Annotated in this window: 13 protein-coding genes; 4 read left to right on the top strand and 9 right to left on the bottom strand. The window is 32.6% G+C overall.

Translation table 11 applies throughout. The annotated features are described in order from the left end of the window. Window positions 1-14 precede the first annotated feature (14 nt). The 8 genes from P8610_RS08380 to P8610_RS08345 all read right to left on the bottom strand — a co-directional run bounded on the left by P8610_RS08380 (window position 15) and on the right by P8610_RS08345 (window position 11022). Entirely contained in the window at window positions 15-2411 is a 2397-nt protein-coding gene (locus P8610_RS08380; protein WP_394603966.1) for a CDP-glycerol glycerophosphotransferase family protein, read from the bottom strand. Window positions 2412-2422: 11 nt separating this feature from the next. After that, the gene (locus P8610_RS08375) at window positions 2423-3352 is read right to left on the bottom strand and encodes a hypothetical protein (protein WP_394603965.1); all 930 of its coding nucleotides are present in this window, start codon (window positions 3350-3352) and stop codon (window positions 2423-2425) included. 30 nt (window positions 3353-3382) lie between these two features. Continuing rightward, complete coding sequence (locus tag P8610_RS08370) at window positions 3383-4654, bottom strand: oligosaccharide flippase family protein (protein WP_394603964.1); 1272 nt, start codon at window positions 4652-4654, stop codon at window positions 3383-3385. Continuing rightward, entirely contained in the window at window positions 4644-5609 is a 966-nt protein-coding gene (locus tag P8610_RS08365) for a glycosyltransferase (protein ID WP_394603963.1), read from the bottom strand. Before P8610_RS08365 ends, P8610_RS08370 begins: the two co-directional genes overlap by 11 nt. A gap of 116 nt (window positions 5610-5725) precedes the next feature. Further along, window positions 5726-6118: a glycerol-3-phosphate cytidylyltransferase gene (gene tagD, locus P8610_RS08360; protein ID WP_394603962.1), complete on the bottom strand. Its 393-nt coding sequence runs from the start codon at window positions 6116-6118 to the stop codon at window positions 5726-5728. Window positions 6119-6128: 10 nt separating this feature from the next. Beyond that, window positions 6129-6806 (bottom strand): sugar transferase, encoded by a 678-nt coding sequence (locus P8610_RS08355; RefSeq protein WP_394603961.1) that lies wholly within the window; start codon window positions 6804-6806, stop codon window positions 6129-6131. 78 nt (window positions 6807-6884) lie between these two features. Further along, window positions 6885-7775: a UTP--glucose-1-phosphate uridylyltransferase GalU gene (gene galU / locus P8610_RS08350; RefSeq protein WP_394603960.1), complete on the bottom strand. Its 891-nt coding sequence runs from the start codon at window positions 7773-7775 to the stop codon at window positions 6885-6887. A 571-nt stretch (window positions 7776-8346) separates the two neighbouring features. Next, complete coding sequence (locus P8610_RS08345; protein ID WP_394603959.1) at window positions 8347-11022, bottom strand: cell wall-binding repeat-containing protein; 2676 nt, start codon at window positions 11020-11022, stop codon at window positions 8347-8349. Window positions 11023-11212: 190 nt separating this feature from the next. On the opposite strand from P8610_RS08345, the gene P8610_RS08340 reads away from it, so the two are divergent. Beyond that, window positions 11213-12841, top strand: coding sequence for a cell wall-binding repeat-containing protein (locus P8610_RS08340; protein WP_394603958.1), 1629 nt, complete (start codon window positions 11213-11215; stop codon window positions 12839-12841). A 67-nt stretch (window positions 12842-12908) separates the two neighbouring features. Here the strand turns inward: P8610_RS08340 and P8610_RS08335 are convergent, their stop codons facing one another. Continuing rightward, on the bottom strand, window positions 12909-14588 hold the full coding sequence (locus P8610_RS08335; RefSeq protein ID WP_394603957.1) for a cell wall-binding repeat-containing protein: 1680 nt from the start codon (window positions 14586-14588) through the stop codon (window positions 12909-12911). 104 nt (window positions 14589-14692) lie between these two features. Between P8610_RS08335 and P8610_RS08330 the strand changes: the two genes are divergently transcribed. The 3 genes from P8610_RS08330 to P8610_RS08320 are packed head-to-tail and all read left to right on the top strand — an operon-like array spanning window position 14693 to window position 18708. Then, window positions 14693-15670, top strand: a complete 978-nt coding sequence (locus tag P8610_RS08330) for a glycosyltransferase family 2 protein (RefSeq protein ID WP_394603956.1) — start codon at window positions 14693-14695, stop codon at window positions 15668-15670. Beyond that, window positions 15651-16055 (top strand): GtrA family protein, encoded by a 405-nt coding sequence (locus P8610_RS08325; protein ID WP_394603955.1) that lies wholly within the window; start codon window positions 15651-15653, stop codon window positions 16053-16055. The genes P8610_RS08330 and P8610_RS08325 overlap by 20 nt, the downstream gene beginning before the upstream one ends. Next, a complete protein-coding gene (locus P8610_RS08320; RefSeq protein ID WP_394603954.1) occupies window positions 16048-18708 on the top strand; it encodes a YfhO family protein in 2661 nt (886 codons plus the stop codon). Before P8610_RS08325 ends, P8610_RS08320 begins: the two co-directional genes overlap by 8 nt. The last annotated feature ends 3 nt before the right edge of the window (window positions 18709-18711 follow it).

Here is an 18711-nt window from a genome sequence, read left to right as displayed (position 1 = left end):
TTAGAATTAGAAAGCTATTTTTCTAAGAATTCTAATATTAATTTCCATATTCTTTCTGAAGCTTTTCCATCAGGAAAAGTATAATGATTATTCAGGCATTCATTCCTTCTATTCACCCAGTAATCACTATCATATTCTTGCTTAAAAAGTAGATTTATGGATTTAAATAGTTGATTACTATCCGTAACAACTAATCCTGGAGATAGACTTTCGTCATTGAAATCTAGCTCAATACCTCTTTTTTCTTTATATTCTTCCTCATCAAAGACAAAAGATATTATTGGCCTATTTAAAGGAAGAAATTCAATACCAATAGAACTATAATCAGTTATTAATGCATTTGAGACACACAATGATCTAAATGTATCAAGTTGGTACCTCTTAGTTAATAAAATTCTGTCTAAATTCAATCTATTAACTAAATCTTCATTAATAGTCCCACCTAATGGATGTGGACGATAAAGCATGTAAGCATTATTCTCTGACAATAATTTATTAATTTTTATAAGTACTTCTTTACTTAAAGGGGATTCTTTTAGAGAATAATCTCGGAAAGTAGGTGCGTATAAGATTAAATAATCAGATGGTAATACTCCTAGAGTTTCTCTTGCCTCTAAATTTACTTTATTGACTTTATCTAGATTAAAATAATAGTCGTTTTTAGGTAATCCTAGAGGTAAATAAACATTTTTAGAGTCTTTGTCTAATATTGGATTTCGAAATTCTAATTCATTTTGTCTCTCACTAGTTGTAATAAAATAATTTGCAGATTTTACAGCCCTAAATAATTTTAAATATTTTTCGTTTTTCAATTCCGCATCAGATGGAAACTTTTTAATAGCAGTACCATGCCCCATTGCAATGCTAATCTTTTCACTCTTTTCTAATAAAGTAGTAGGATAGTCTGATAAGATACCATCAAATTTTTTGAAATAAGTATAAAAAACTTTTTTAATTTTAGTTTTAAGGTCATCATTTGCTTCTAAAATAATTAAATTAATGTTTTTATTTAACATATTATTTTTAAAGAATTGAATGAATGGTTTCATATTACTTATATTCATAGAATGTACAATAAAGTTGTATTTAACTATCGGCATTTCCTTATTACTAAATAAAATAAAAGTAGTAATCAGAGCCGCCCAAAAGTAGATATAACTCACATAATTTAATGTAGCAGCAATAGGATAAGTCATTAAAAATAATACTAATCCCTGAACATAAATTTGGTTTTCATTATCTTTATTTTTAATATAATTTAATGATTTGAATATAATCCAAATATAAATCCCTTGCATAATAATATAAGATAATAAACCAATATGACTAACTATGGATAATAAGTCATTATCTATAACCCATTCCTTTGATGGAACAATCCCTTTTCCAAATAACGCACTAAAAATATTGTTATTATATAAATCACTTACTCTTTCATAGGTTTCGATTCTACTATTAAAGGTTTCAATATTATAATTTGGAAATAAAAAGGTAGCCATATTATAAATTTGTTTTGTAAAACCAATATAGAGTATACTTAATGACCATTCAGCTATAAATAATCCCTTAACAATTTTTATGCCTTTCTCTTTAAAAAAAATTAAGAGAAAGTAATATAAAAGCAAATTAAAAAGAGTTAAATATACATTTCTTGTTAGTGTCATATATATAGTAATTAAAAATACACTTAATAAAACCACGGTATATGAAACTTTCACTTTATTTAAATTAACAGTTAGATTCCTAAATATATTCTGTGAACTTGAGATACATAGACTTAAAGCAAAAACACATAAAAGACCTAATGTTAAACCACTATTTAAAAGTCCGAAAGCTCTGACTTGAGCGCCCATATTAAATAACCATTCATAGGACGAACTGATCCCATTTAAATAATAGATTGCAAAAGAAATCGGTTCTGATTTGTACATTGTTTGAATTATAGGATCACGAGTTAAGTATTGAAATATACCGAGTAATGAATTTAAAAATATAAAAGAAATAGTAATATTTAAGAGTAAAGTCATATTGATTTTTTTTATTTTCAAAAAAAATATTAACCCTATAAAATATATCCAATAATATCGTATTACTATTTCACCAATTACATCTTTGGGTGGTAGGTCTGTTTTCCAAATTATTATAAAGGCTTGCATAGAAATGGTCACAAAAACTATAAGTGCAACTATAAAACCCAGTTTATCAACTGTTTTTAATTTATCCCGTTTAAAAGTTCCTATTAATAGTACGAGACCTAAAATTAATAATATTTTCCAATCGGTTAGAAAAGAAACATTATCTGATAATAGCAGTGAAAATCGTACAATTAAAATTTCTGTAATCATTAGTAACATTAACATTGCAATTGTTATTGTGTAAATGTTACTAGATGATAATATTTTCCCTTTCATTATAAGCCCCTTTAAAAATATCTTTTACTTTTTTTGTGCAGAAACATAAATTTTAAAAACACTTTACTACCGTAAACAAAATGTTTGTACATTTTGTTCTTAATAGTTCTTTTACAATGTAAGAATAAAAAATCTTTTACAAATATTGCTTTGTTCAATGGCTTTTTGTTTGTTTTTGAAACCTCTTTTATATAGTTTAAACGTGCTTCTAAGTAAATTTTATAACGGTGAAGTGGAACAGATGGAAAATCAAAAAAGGATAAGTCATGATTAATCATTGTTTCTAATACATAAACTTGATAACCCTTGTTTTGTATTTCCCAAAATGTAATATGATCTAAATAGTCAATTGGAAAATCTTCATTAAAATCATTTATTTTTTTAATAGCATTTAAATTTATATAGCTGCAACTATTTATTCCAGTAACTCTTTTTTCTTGTATACCTTTTATGTTTCTTTGAGGTTCTTGAAACTCAAAAGGTTTTCCAATTAAAAGTGGAGATACAATTTTTTGTTTGCATATAACTCTTGGCATAACAATTCCAATATTATTCTTCAAATATTCTTTATCATTTTGTAAGAAGCTTGCAAATAAATCTTTTGTTAACGTTGAATCTTGGTCCAATAATAAAATCCAATTATTATTAGACAAATTTTCTAATTCAAGAATATTAACAGCCCAATTATAAGCTTTAGCAATTCCTATATTCTTTCCATTACCTAAATAGAAAACTTTAATAACTTCATCATTAAAATCCCCAATTTTTTTCCTATTATATTTAAATATGTCTTCATTATCTGAATTATCTACTACCAAGATTTTATTTATGTGATTTATTAGCTCTATGTTTTCCTTTAATATTTTGTATAAAGAATTAAATGTAATACTTTTGTCGATTTTTTGATTATATAAAACAATAGTGGGGTTAATTTTAGCCATTTTTTTATTACCTGTGCCTTCTATAAATCTTTAATTATAAATAGTTACATTTTCATTCCATTTGTTCTGCTTGGAATATTTCACTAAATAAAAAAACATTGATAAAGCTACTACAAATTCACAAATTAATACTGAAGTTCCCATTCCGATAACCCCAAAAATTAATGTTCCTGCCGTCCCAAGAATCAGATTAAGAATAGCACCCTTGAATATTGAATTTCTTACACTTACTCTTTCATTAAGTGGTAAAAGAGATTGAATACCCAGAAGATGGCCAAGGCTAATAGCAAATGGAATAAAAATCATTATATTTAGCAGAGATATTTGTCCATTTGGAACATCACTTCCATTTACTAGTTCCAATATCCATTCACTATTAAAATTTAACACTAAACTCACCACAAGAATAAAGGGTGGAAACCATCCGAAAAATAAAAAAGAAATCGGAATCATATATTTTTTCACTTTAAAATATGGGTTCTCAGTAAATTTTTGACACACTATTGGATAAACAGCTTGTGATACAGCGTTGGTCATACTGTTCAGTACCCCAATGATTTTTTCACATGTGGAATAAATCCCTGTCGCATAAGGACCCGCAATAAGAGTTAGCATAATAGGGTTTAGTGTTGTATAAAAAGTCCCCACAATATTAGATAAAAACATATCTTTTCCAGAACTCAATTCTTCTTTCAAATCTTCCCAACTAACTTGAACAAATTTAAAGCCATATGTTCTCATTATAAAATAAGACAGTATCATAGTAATGAATGATGGCACACCATAAATTAAACCCATTAAATAATAATCAGTTGTTTGATTGATGTAAACAAAAAGAAGAATCAGGGTTGTTAACTTAGAAATGAAAGTTAATAAAGAAACATAAACCATTTTGTTTATTCCTCTAAATAACCAAGCTGGTATTAAGGATTGCCCAATAAAAAAAACAAAAAAACCAAATATAAATAATATTTCATCTCTATTTTTTATATAAATTAATCCTATAATAGTTATTAATAGAATAACTATTATTATTATCTTATAAATATATATAGTACTAATTAACTTGTTATCAATTTTGCCTTTCACAGCAATTTTTTGAGTTGCTGTGAAATTAAAGCCAAAGTCAGAGATTATTAATAAAAATTGAACTATCGCTATCGCAGCTGCCACTCTACCATAGTTTTCAACACCAATAGTTCTAAGTAAATAAGGGATCATTATAAGTGGTAAAATATAATTTAATCCCTGAACAAAACTCATTTGTAAAATATTGTTTACTGCTTGTTTATTAAATCTCATTTCCCAACTTACCTTTTTTACCTAAATTTATTGCTTTTAAAATTAATTTGTACTTCTTTATACCAGTTGCATTTTTTGGCATGTATTTTAACAATACAAAAGTTAAATAAACAACTAGATTCAAATTATATATAAACACATTAGTATTGTTATTTTCTTTTTCAAAATATACACGATTACGGATATGCATCAATCCTCTATAGGAATCATCAGCTTTAAAGAAACTCTTGAATAAAGGTTCTTTTTCAACCCTAAACCAAGAACGTTCTAAATCTTCAATTATACTATCCGTAACACATTTTATTTTATATCCTTTTCTAGTCAATCTATAAGTAAAATCAAAGTCATCTACATACAAAAAAAACATTTCATCTGGATAACCTACTTCTGGTATAGCAGCCTTTGGAAATATTAACCCGCCATATGGAACATAATCACAAGATAAAATCTTTGAATCTATCTTACTCTGAACTATTTTTTTCTTTTTCATTTTTTCAAAAATACTAAATTCAAAAAAAGTATTCTTAATTAACTTTTGGCCTTTATTTCTTATTAGTTCTTCTCGATCATTTCTAAAGGAAGAATACACAGTTTTTTCTTTATCTTTTGAATTTTTCTGTGCTATTATTATATTTTGTACAGCATTTTCATCTGGTAAGTTATCATCATCTAATAACCATATGAATTTCCCTTTTTCTAATTCAGCTCTTTGAATACCTTTTTTATAACCGAGAGCCGAACCTAAATTGACTTTTTGATTCATAACTATTACTTTTTCACTTAAATTTTGCTCGGCTAATTTTTCTTCAATAGAATAAGTAGATGCATTATCTATAATTATTATTGAATTTACTTCTTCAAATGTTATAACTCTTTTAATGACTTTTTCAAGTAACTCCCATCTTTCTCCGTACGTTACTGTTACTACATCAATACTTTTATGAGAAATTAACATGATGCTTTAAACTCCTTTTTTGTAACCTTATTAAACTTTAATTTCATTGCAATTAATATTTTTTATAATCTTATCCCAAGCTCTACAACATGTATCCTCATAACCAAGCACAAAAACTACGTAAGTACGCTTTCTCTAATCAATGTTGAGGAAATACCTTCAGTTCTAGGTAAATAAATAACCTTACAATTATCAGATAAGAAGTCAAATTTACCTTCCCAGTCATTTCCCATTACAAATATGTCTACTTCATAATTTTTTAAGTCTAAAGCTTTTTGTTCCCAACATTCTTCTGGGATGACATTGTCAACATATTTAATGGACTGTAAAATTTCTTTCCTATGATAATAAGAATAATAAGATTTCTTACCTTTTAGTTCATTAAATTCATCTGTTGATAGACCGACTATCAAATGATCTCCTAAAGCCTTGGCTCTTTTTAATAGATTAATATGACCGTAATGCAGAACATCGAATGTCCCATACGTTATAACTATTTTCTTTTTCATACTTCCCCCCCTAATATGCTCCTTTGTCAGGCAATATCATGACTTTAATAGTTTTTAAAATAATGAGGATATCTAATTTTAAATTACGTAATCTGATATATTGTAAATCCAATTCAACCATCTCATTGAATCCAATATCACTTCTTCCATTCACTTGCCATAGCCCTGTACAACCAGGAACAACAAGTAAACGTTGCATATCATAATCAGTATACTCTTCCACTTCCCGCAAAAGCGGTGGCCTTGGACCAACCAAACTCATATCCCCTAAAAATACATTCCACAATTGAGGCAATTCATCTATACTTGTTTTTCGAATAAAACGTCCAATACGGGTTACACGAGGGTCGTCTTTCATCTTAAACATAGCACCAGTTGTTTCATTATATTTCAGTAGGCCTTCAAGTCTATTTTCCGCATCAGATATCATAGATCTAAATTTGTACATTTTAAATTCTTTTCCGTTTTTGCCTACTCTTTTCTGTGTGAAAATTATCGGACCTTTTGGATCTTCTATCTTTATTGCTATTGCCACTATTAAAAATAATATTCCTAGTAAAAATAGACCAAATAATGATCCACTAATATCAATAATACGTTTAACAAGTAAGTAGCTTCTCTGCTGTTCAGTATTAATGGTTACACCAGTATGTAAGTGGATATATTCTCTTTCAGCTAGATTGGACACTGGCTTTCACTTCCTTACTTCTTAATAAAATTCCAATTCGGTTTTTATGATTGTTTATAAATATTTTGTTTGAAATTTTTATCTATTTTTCACTTCTATTTTTAATTGTTTTAAAATCCGTTCTAATTCTGGTATTAATTTTTTTCCTATTTCTTCATCTCGTAGAGCAAAGTCCAGAGTTGTAGTGATGAAACCTAATTTTTCTCCCACATCATAACGAATACCTTCGAAATCATAAGCAAACACTTGTTGTATTGAATTGAGTTTTTGTATAGCGTCAGTTAATTGAATTTCTCCCCCAGCCCCGGTTTCCTGGCTTTCTAAAAAGCTAAAGATTTCTGGTGTTAATAAGTATCTACCCATAATAGCAAGATTAGATGGTGCAGTTCCTTGAATTGGTTTTTCAACAAAATTATTCACACCATATAATCTACCTTTTTGACTGTTGGGATCAATAATCCCATAACGGCTTGTTTCATTTTCTGGAACTTCCTGCACTCCAATAATAGATGAACCTGTATTTTCATATTGTTCAATTAACTGCTTCAAACATGGTTTATCAGCTTGAACAATATCATCTCCTAATAATACAGCGAATGGTTCTTCTCCAATAAACTTACGTGCACACCACACAGCATGTCCAAGTCCTTTAGGTTCTTTTTGACGGATATAATGGATGTCTGCCATTTTTGATGTATGCTGGACCTTTTTAAGTAATTCAACTTTCCCCTTTTCAAAAAGGTTTTGCTCTAATTCAAAGGCATGATCGAAGTGATCTTCAATCGCCCTTTTCCCTTTCCCTGTAACAATAATGATATCTTCTATTCCCGAAGCAATTGCTTCTTCTATTATGTACTGAATTGTAGGTTTATCAACAATTGGAAGCATTTCTTTTGGCATTGCCTTGGTAGCAGGTAAAAATCTGGTTCCTAAACCTGCTGCTGGTATAATAGCTTTTCTAACTTTCATATAAAAAACATCCTTTATAAATGATATCTTAATAAAATTACTAGGAATTTCTTGCCTAGTAATTTTAACACATATTTTTACAATTAAGAACATATTTTTCATAATATATGTAACTATTTGTAATGATTTGTAACTTAAATAACAATTGAATTCAAATAATGTCTGATAAAGACAGCTTCAGTATGTATTTAAAATAGTACTAAAGTAATTTTCAAAAGATTGTATATCTTATTAATATAAAAAGTTATATTTAATATAAAAAGTTATATTTAATATAAAAAGCACATAGTTTATGCTATACCTATTTTTAAAATCATTTGATTTTATTATCTTGAAATAACAAAATGTGCTGAAGCCTTATTCAGTAGAATTTAAAAATTATATTGAAAATAAAAGAATGCATTAATAATCAATTATTACCGTTAATGTTTCAAACACATATTACATATTACATTATTATTTCAAAAAATAAAGACTTTTTTACACAAATGTTAATTTATTCATATAACGCTAATATAGATTAATGGCTAAACCAATAAATAATATTAGTTTAGCCTCTTTTTCCTTAAATTTAAGGTTTATATGGTAATTTGTTTAAAACATCATCACTAACAGAACCAATTCCACCGTAGATTTGATAACTTCGAATTACCTTATCCTTAAACAATCGTTCAGTTGATGCTGGCAATTCGTTTTTAGTTGTTAATAGTAATGGCATATTATTTTTTGCTGCATAAACGGATCCTGTAAGAGCATCAGCAAATGTCATACCCGTTGTAAGGGCTACACGTTCTGTATTCAGACCCAGCTGATTTACTATATTAACTGCAACCTCAAATCGGTCTTTTCCACCAATTCGTCTCGCCTGAGGCAGCTTTAATAACACCTCTTTGGATATACTGGCTTCGCCGCCAACTACGATCGTTGAACGAATACCCTTCACTTTTAATTGATCAGAAACCACTTTTGGCATTTCTTTCGGTTTGGTTAAAAGGATAGGAAGCTCATTTCTTGATGCATAAGGCGATATTGATAGAGCATCAGGGAAATTTAAGCCGTTTGCTACCACTGCACTTCCTTTATTTGAAAGCTTTTTCGCAATGTTAGCCGACACTTCAAAACGGTCTTTTCCACCAATTCGCTCTACGGCAATTCCCATTTGTTTTAGCTGCGAGACTACATTTTCACTGACACTTCCTTCTCCACCAACAACAAATACTTTTTTAGCTTTCAATCTAGTAATCTCTGTTTTTGTCATGGCAGTAAGTGAAGCAGGCTGTGTTAATAAAACGGGTGCGTTTTGTTTATATGCTAAAGGACCTGCTGTCAGTGCATCTGCAAACGCTAAATAATTGGAAAGTACGACTGTATTTGCTCCACTTGGCCATCCCTTTTTAGATAAATTTACAGCTACCTCAAAACGATCTTTCCCTGCTACACGTTCTACATGTTTTATAACACTCTTTGTAATAGAAGGGCTTGATAATCCACTTTTATCTGTTGAATAAATAGTTAAGTTTGTTCCTGCAACAAATCTTGGTGTTGCAACTGAAAATGTTCCATCCTGTGCAGCGTTCCCTGTGTAAGTGTTTGAACCGTTCTTTATATATACCGTTGAACCTGGGTTAGCTTTTCCTTTTACTTTTGTATCCTTATCATTGATAAAACCTGTTATCGGGTTGAGTGAAGTTTTAAAATGATAATTTGAACCAGACCAATGGCCGTTATAATCATAGATTCCAATTGTGTATTTACCAGGTTTTACTGACAGTATAGCTAATTCTTTTTCACCTAAATATCCATCATCAATCAATGCAGCCTGGTCTCCTCTTTCATTTTCGTACCATAGTGCCATATCTATGTTTGCTACCCCACTTAACTCGATCTTTAATTGTCCTGAATAAGGAATGTTGACTGTGTAGTAATCAATATCCTGTGGCAGTGCTAATTTTTCTGTTTTAATAGCTCCCAAAGATACACTTTGTGCTTGATAGGCTTCATCAGGTGCATCTCCAGCTGTATCAGGCAATGCTGTATTTAAAGCTGTTGAGGCATTTATCCTTCCGTATCCATAATCAATATTCCACCCTTGTGGATAGTGAATAGGAATAGATGCACTTTTTTCTATCTTATATTCCACTTGTTCTGGAGTGATCTCCCCACCCTTTAACAAGATCAAAGATGCTAAAGAGGAAACCAAAGGGGTTGAATAAGAAGTTCCTGCGCCTGGTCCATATTGCATACCTTCCATTGCTAGCTCACCTGTTAATGCAGATATTACATCTTCACCCGGTGCAGCTATATCTAACGCATCACCAAAAGTTGAAAAATGAGTGACTTCATCACCAGAATCCGTTGCGCCCACACTGATTACTTCAGGAAAGCTAGCAGGATAATGATACATATCATCTCCGGTGTTTCCTGCTGCAGCAACAAGTACTATTCCATGCTCATAATAAGCCTCCAGCAAGGCATCGTATTCTGATTGACTTGGTGCTTGAGAGCCATAGCTCATGTTAATAACATCTGCTCCAAGGTCAATAGCTTTATAGATTGCTTCTATAGAAGAGCTGACTGGAATATTGTCTGCCTGATCCGTAAGTTTTATTGGCAGGATTGTCGTATTTGCCTTTTTGGAAGTTAGTGCAATTAAACCAGACACAAATGTTCCGTGTCCAATCTGATCTGTTACGTCTGTACTGTTGGATAATACATTGTACCCTGTAGCTACATTCATTCCGTTAAAAATCTCAAATGACTTATTAATTCCTGAATCAATAACTGCAATTTTCACTTGTCTATTAGAAGAAATGCTATCTTTAGCTGTATTTAATCCTGTCTTAGAGAGTGCATATTGATTGCTTGCATCTGCTACGGTTTGAGAGGATTTAGTTACATAATTAGGCTCTGCAAGCTCAATGTTCTTATTTTTTTTGAGTTTGGATATGACTTCTCCGACACTATTGCCGACTTTAACTTTCGCTATTATATATCCTCTTTTTTTCATGCGTGGAGGTGTATAGACAGGACTTAGTCCATACGTGGCTAAATGAACATCCTTGTCAGATTTAAGTATAACTTCTTCATTAAAAATGGGATTCGTCGATTTAGACTTATTCAGCCCTGCTTTTTTTGGAAGGTGTTGTGCGTTTCGTCCAGGTTTTTGAGCATTTACTGATTCTCCCTGAGCTAAAGAACTCACTAGCAATGTGAGTGCAGAAACTAACGTTATTATCTTTCTTTTCATAAAATTGTCCCCTATCTGTAGATTTCTTTTTCTTAATCTATCATCGTACATACTAGGATATTAGTTTAATACAAATTTTTACAAAAGAGTAGTTTTTATTGGTAAGTTATTCCTATTGTGTTAATTTATATTTCGTTTAATATTAATTTGCATGCCATAAGGCACAGCTTAATTAAAGGGGAAAGATCGCATGAATAAGATGAAGATTAGTACAGTTTCATTATCACTAGCCGCTTCATTATTTTTCACAACTGGGGTAAATGCAAATACTTCAGAGACCAATCCATTGTCAACAAACAGAGGTGAACTTCAACAAACCAACTACCGTATGCAAGCTGCTGTTCAAACCACTGTAACCTACAAACAATCGATGGATATGAATACCATTCATGAGTATTACTTTGAATCAGCAGGCGGGCAGTTCACAATCTCTAAATTACATAGTGATACAGATGAGATCTTTGTAACATTAACCAATATTTATGCCGAAGAAGAAATTGAATTTGAATACGGTAAGCCCTTTAACCTTCCTGGAGGACATTATATCTTCGAAGTTCAGGGTGTTAGTGAGCTTCCAAAGGAGTATGAATATCTGTTCTCTGGTATATATACGGAGCAGCCATCAGGTCAATTGCCTTCACTATCTGTATCAAAGCCAGCTGCACATGATATTAGACTTGCAAAAGGAAGTACACGTTTAGATATTAGCGGAACAACAAGTGCTAATGAACTGGATCTGTATTTGAATTATGACGAACCTATTAGTCTCGGAAGCTCCTTTAATAAAGCTTTAACTGTTCAACCTGGCTATAATATTGCTGCATTTAACGCATTAGACACGGATACAATGAATGCGGTCTGGTCATTTTACAATGTGTTATCCCCAGGTGTTAAACGTATTGGCGGTAAAGACCGTTATGAAGTGTCTGCGGGGATCAGTAGCGAGCTGGAAAATCAGGGTGCTTTTTCTGATACGATAATCATTACCCGGGGTGACCTTTACACCGATGCATTATCAGGTGGACCGTTGGCGGCGATAGAAGGAGCTCCCATTCTGTTAACTGGTACAAACTCATTACCTAATACAACTATTTATGAAATTATCCGTCGCAGCCCTGACCGAGCCATTATTTTAGGCGGTACTGGTTCTGTATCAACTAATGTCGAGAAACAGTTGCGCAACAATGGAATTGAGACGATAGAAAGAATTGGAGGCAAGGATCGTTTTGCTGTTTCTGCTGGAGTTGCAGAGTTGCTCACGGATTATACAGATACTGCAATTATTGCAAGCGGCTTAAATTTCCCAGATGCTCTATCTGCTTCAGGAATGGCGGGGTATGCAGGCATGCCTATCCTTTTAGTTGGTACAAACTCGGTTCCAGATGCCATTCAAACGTTTATCAAAAATCACTCCCACATTAAAAACTTTATCATCGTTGGAGGACCTGCAACCGTTTCTGATCAAGTAATGACAAAAGTTAAGCAATTACACAGCGGTGCTGTAGTTGAGCGGATCGGTGGATTGAACCGTTATCAAGTTTCAATTAATGCAGCAAAGTATGGTATTGAAAATTACGGAATGGATCCAAGCACACTCGTTTTTGCAAGAGGTGACGTATTTGCGGATGCATTATCCGGAAGTCCGCTTGCAGCATATATGGGTGCACCAATTTTATTAACGACATCCAGTAAATTAGAAGGAAACATCGAAAACTACCTTAAGCAAAAGCAAGAGGCAACAGACTTTATGTATATACTGGGTGGAACAGGGTCAGTCAGCTCCACTGTCCAGCAGCAACTTTTAAACCATATCAAATAATAATAATAATAATAGGAGCCTGAGCTTAAACAATTGTTTAAGCTCAGGCTCCTTTTAATTTTAATGTTTATCTATAAAAGTTTTCAATCGCTTTTGCCAATGAAAGACTTCTGGCATTCTGAACACTTGATTGTTTCAAAATTAATATCTCTTTAGAATTAGACATAAATCCTAGTTCTATTAAAAGAGATGGCATCTTTGTCCATCTGGTTACATGCAAATTATGATCTTTCACATATCCGGATGCAATGCCATTATACTTGATGGAATTTGATACGATCGGAGCTAATTTGGCACTTTCTACTGCTGCACTTGAAGGAGAAATGGTATCATATGCAACGATGTCTCCTTGATAGCTCATGCTTTTCATAGTGTTTCCATCCATGTAATAAAACAGCTGATTCGGAGTATCCTCTCTCACGAACGGATAGGTTTTACCGTTGTATTTTACATATACATCCTTTGTTTCAATTGCGGGTCTGTAGCTGCTGTAGTGAACACTTTGGCCGGACATTGAAGTATCCACTGAAGAATCATGATGAATACTAATAAACAAATCAGCATTTTGATTATTTGCGAAAGCAGCTCTATCTGGTAACGAAATATATTTATCGTTAGAAGGATCACGCGTATAGATCACTTCTGCTCCCATAGTCTTTAAGTGCCCCGCTAATAGCTTTGTAAAATTAATATTTAATGTTTTTTCATAAATGTTATACGTTCTATTAACGGCACCTGGATCAGTACCGCCATGCCCCGCATCAAGCACAATTTTCTTTCCGGCTAAGGGCTTTTCATTTTTTAATTGTGCAACAACTGTATTACTGACAGATCCAACACCACCGAAAACTGTAAAACTAGGAACCTGTTTTTGATCAATAAAAGTTTTTGTTACAGCTGGAACAGTATTTGCCTGTGTCAGCAATAAAGGCATATCTAGCTTTGCTGCAAGTACAGATCCTGTTAAAGCATCCGCGAACGTCGTGCCGTTTGAAATAGCCACTCTAGCTGTTGGCAGGTTAAATGTCTTTGCTACATTTACAGCTACTTCAAAACGATCCTTGCCCCCCACACGGAGTGGATTTTTCACAGCATTTTCAATAGTACCAGATACACTACCTGTCCCACCGACAATAATCGTCTGCTGCGGATTTTTTTCTTTTATTGCTTGCAGAGTGCTTGGTGGAAGCTTATCTTTTGTAGATAATAGAATCGGAAATTCATTTTTTGATGCATAAGGTGAAATACTTAATGCGTCCGCAAAGTTCGTACCGTTTGATATAATGACTTTTCCTTTGGCTGCCAGCTTTTTGGAGACATTATAAGCCACCTCAAAGCGATCTTTCCCATCTATTCTTTCAACCTGAAGGTTTAACTGTGAAAGTCTGTTAACAACATTTTGGTTTACACTGCCCGTTCCACCAATAATAATAACCTTTGATGCTTTTAATCTTTTTATTTCTTCTTCTGATTTCACGTTCAACCGATCAGGATTTGTTAGCAAAATGGGTGCATTCACTTTATAAGCGAATGGAGATGCAGCAAGCGCATCCGCAAAAGCTTGATAGTTTACAAGAAAAACAGTTTGACTTCCTGCTCCCCAGCCTTTTTTTGAAACATTAACCGCTACATCAAATCGGTCTTGTCCATCCAAGCGTTCCACTGTTACCGTTCCGTTCGCGTTAACAATAGAACTTGATAGTACTAAAACAAATAAAAATAGTAGAATACTAAGCTTTTTCTTCATATGTCCCCCCATATTATGTAAGCATACCTTTTTATTATATCGTTAAATGAAAAATTTTGTTAATATAATCAAGTAAATCTTTTAAAATACTCCAGGGGGGAAACATGAAAAAAATTTCTATATTAATTCCTGCTTACAATGAGGAAGAAGTTTTATATTCTCTTTACCATAGATTATTTAGAGTTTTCGAATCGATTCCAGACTATTTATTCGAAATTCTATTTGTAAATGACGGCAGCAAGGATAACACCTTAAACATAATTAAAGAACTTAGAGATGCAGATTCACGTATTTCCTACGTAAATCTCTCCAGAAATTTCGGAAAAGAAACGGCTATGATTGCAGGTTTAGACTATGCGCAGGGTGATGCAGTTATCATTTTAGATGCAGACCTGCAAGACCCGCCAGAAATTATTCCGGAAATGATTACTTACTGGGAAGCTGGCTACGATGACGTCTATGCTAAGAGACGCAGCAGATCGGGAGAAACCTGGATAAAAAAAGGGACGGCTAAAACCTTTTATAAGCTTCTTAAGAAAACAACCCGCATTCCTATCCAAGAAAACACAGGTGATTTCCGTTTACTTGACCGCAGATGTGTTGAGGCTTTAAAACAAATGAGGGAAACACAAAGATATACAAAAGGAATGTTCAGCTGGATCGGTTATAACAAAAAAGAAATATTATTTGATCGAGATCCAAGGGCTGCAGGAGAAACGAAGTGGAATTACATTAAATTAGTTGATTTGGCCATTGAAGGCATTACCTCTTTTACGACTGCACCGTTAAGGTTTTCAGCTTTGTTTGGCTTTTCAATTTCTATTTTTGCTTTTATTTATATGACCTGGATCATTTTAAAAACATTAATCTATGGAGAAGCAGTTTCAGGTTATCCATCCATAATGACCGTAGTCTTATTCTTAGGAGGCATTCAGCTTTTATCAATTGGAATTATAGGAGAATACCTTGGCCGTATATTTAATGAAACTAAGAAAAGACCTTTATATTTTGTAGAGGAGTATAACGATAAAAAAGAAAGCCCTCTCACCCAAGGAGTAAAAAATGAAACAAGAAGTTATTAGTTATTTGTTTTTTGGTGTTTTAACAACACTCATAAACTTTATTACCTATTTAATCATGACCGACCTGTTAGGAGTACACTATACTGTCGCTACCGCCCTAGCATGGTTTTTTGCTGTTCTTTTTGCCTATATTACAAATAAAATCTATGTTTTTAAATCAAAAGGAAATATTATAAAAGAGTTAGGCTCCTTTATAATTTTCCGGCTATTAAGCCTTGGTTTAGACCTTGCATTGATGATTCTTCTTGTCTCATACTTGCATGTAAATGACTTGTTCTCAAAGGTTGCTGTAAATGTGATTATTGTCATCCTCAACTATGTGTTAAGCAAATTTGTTATTTTCAACAAGGGAAAAGCCTCTGTTGCGGAGAGATCACATGATTAATTGGTTAAATAGAAATTTATATTTGGGTTTATTGTTACTATCAGTACTGTTATTATCCATTTTCATTCTATATAAAATCCCTCAAAACGGGCTTTATTATTTCTCCTCACTGGGAGATACCAAAGAGCAGTATGTACATTTCTTTAACCATTTTTATGACTTTATTCATAACGGAGAGCTCCCTTTTTGGTCCTGGGAATATGGAATGGGTGGCAGTTTTTGGAATGATTTTGGTTACTATATGCTGGGAGATATCTTCATCTGGCCGATGTTTTTATTTCCTAAATCATTTTTCCCTGCTTTATTCCTACCTATGACAATTATAAAAATGCTATTAATGAGTTTAGGTGCATACTGGTTCTTCAAAAAAACAGGTGTACGGGAACATTGGTCTTTTTTAGGTGCGCTTATCTATCCTTTTGCGGGTTATCATTTTGATTATTTTTATACGCATTATTTCTTTATTAATGCTGCAGTATATTTCCCATTTCTTTTATTGGGATATGAGAGGATTCTGCAAAACAAGAAGCCAGGTTTATTCATTTTAGTAGTTTTAATTGCAAGTATAGGAAATTTTTATCTCATGTTTCTTCTGTCTATCGGTCTCTTTATTTTTGCTGTATTTCGATATTTTCATCAAGAGACCATTAAGAAGTCTTTAAAGGGGTTCTTGTTTTTCCATCTCAGGTTAGGTCTATCATACTTAACGGGGCTTGGACTTTCGATGCCTTTCTTTCTTCCTTCTGTTTTTAGCTATTTGGAGTCGAACGCTCAAGCTCGTTCTGGTCCAAGCTTCGACATGATGTTAAGTTTTGCGGATACCATGCAAAGAATTTTAGTTACTGGCGGTATGCATTACTTGTTTTTTGCAACTATCCCATTATTACTGATTGGTTTTAAATTTAGAAGACTTCCACTGTTTTTTTTAAGTATATTTTTATGGGCTTCCGTCCAATTTCCTTTATTAACCAGTATTATCGGCGGCTTCAGCAAACCTGAAGAACTAAGAGGTTTCTTTATTCTAAATCTGTTATCTCTTTTCATTGCTGTTCATACATTGAACAATTTAAAGAATAACGTACTTAACTTTGCATCTTTAATTCTTGGAAGTACACTAATTTCTTTCTGGCTATGGCACAATCCGATTTCTCGTTACAGTGAGTTGCTTTATATACTTCCCGGTTTTTGGCTAGCTGGAATTTTAGCCGCTCAGCTGTTAACATCACAGAACTTTAAAAAAGCTATATTTATGTTTACTAGTTTGATTTGTGTTAGCTATAGCGTTCTGTTAGGTTATAGCTTCATTACGGATCTGATAGTAAAAACAAATAAAACGGATATATCAAGCATAAAACATCAAGGTATATGGTCGACAATACCTTTACTGAATAAAGAAATATATGAAAATTCTTATGAAGATAAATCACTGGAATCTATGCTTAATGAAGTAGAAAAACAAGACCCAAGTTTTTACCGGCTTGTTCCAAGTATACCTGGTGTAACAGCAATTAACTCTTCATTGACTTATGACTACAAGGGATTTTATTCTTATCAGTCTCTGATACCTTGGAAACAGCAAAAGTTTGAAATGGATGTTCTTGCGCAGCCGATAAGAAGCTTTAATCTGATAAGAGGATTTGGAAACAGCACTTACCTGACAAGTATTTTGAGCAATAAATACTATATTGCTCAAAATAATACTCCCAAGCTTTACGGATATCACCTGGAGGACACGTTTGGGGATACTAAGGTTTTTAGGAATGAACATTTCCTTCCATTAGGGTTTGTTTATGCTAAAGCGATGTCAACAGAACAATTCTTATCATTGCCTGTATACCTGAGGGAGCAAGTAATGCTGAATTATGTTATTAAAGAAGATGCTCCTCTTGTCGATGATGCAAGATTCAATAATTATGTTATCAGTGATACGCAAGATATTACGGTAAATGTTCCGTTCCAACGTGTGGAAAATGGTATAAAAATCAATTCCGAAAAGCCTTTTGAAATAAAAATACCAGCCCCTGTTAAGAGCAATGGACAGTTATATGTTTATGCGCATTTGCTTCCTAACACGCCTCATAGAGGAGTTTCGATTTTTGCGAAAAGTGACCTTTTAGGAGAATTAAAATATATCAAAAATATGTCAGCCGGAAGCTTTGTTTTGAGTCAGTACCATTATGAAGATACTGTTGATGAAGTCCTGTTCCGATTTGGAGAGGCTGATCAGGAGACGAAAGAAATCACACTATCCATTTCACCAGGAGAATATGTTATAAAGGATATTAAAGTCCTGCTTGATCCGATGGACGATTATAAAAAACAAATAAACATTTTGAAAGAGAACACTTTAAATAATTTGAAATACAATTCGACTTCACTATCAGGCACACTTAAAACCTCTACCAGCGGAACTCTCTTTTTATCCATTCCTTTTAATAAAGGCTGGGTCGCTAAGATTGATGGTGAAAGGACCGAGATATTCCCTGCACACTATACGTTTTCAGGAATAGAAGTAAAACCGGGTACACATGAAATTGAATTGTACTTTATTCCACCGGGACTAATACCTGGGATACTGGTAAGTGCAGTTACATTAATTACGCTTATCATTTATTATAATCGTAAGAAAAAGAAAAACAGTGCTTCGGAGTAAGCA

Source organism: Fictibacillus sp. UD, assembly GCF_043558025.1.
Lineage (GTDB): Bacteria > Bacillota > Bacilli > Bacillales > Fictibacillaceae > Fictibacillus.
Note: the sequence above shows the minus strand (reverse complement) of the source record. Positions and strands in the feature narration are given on the sequence as shown.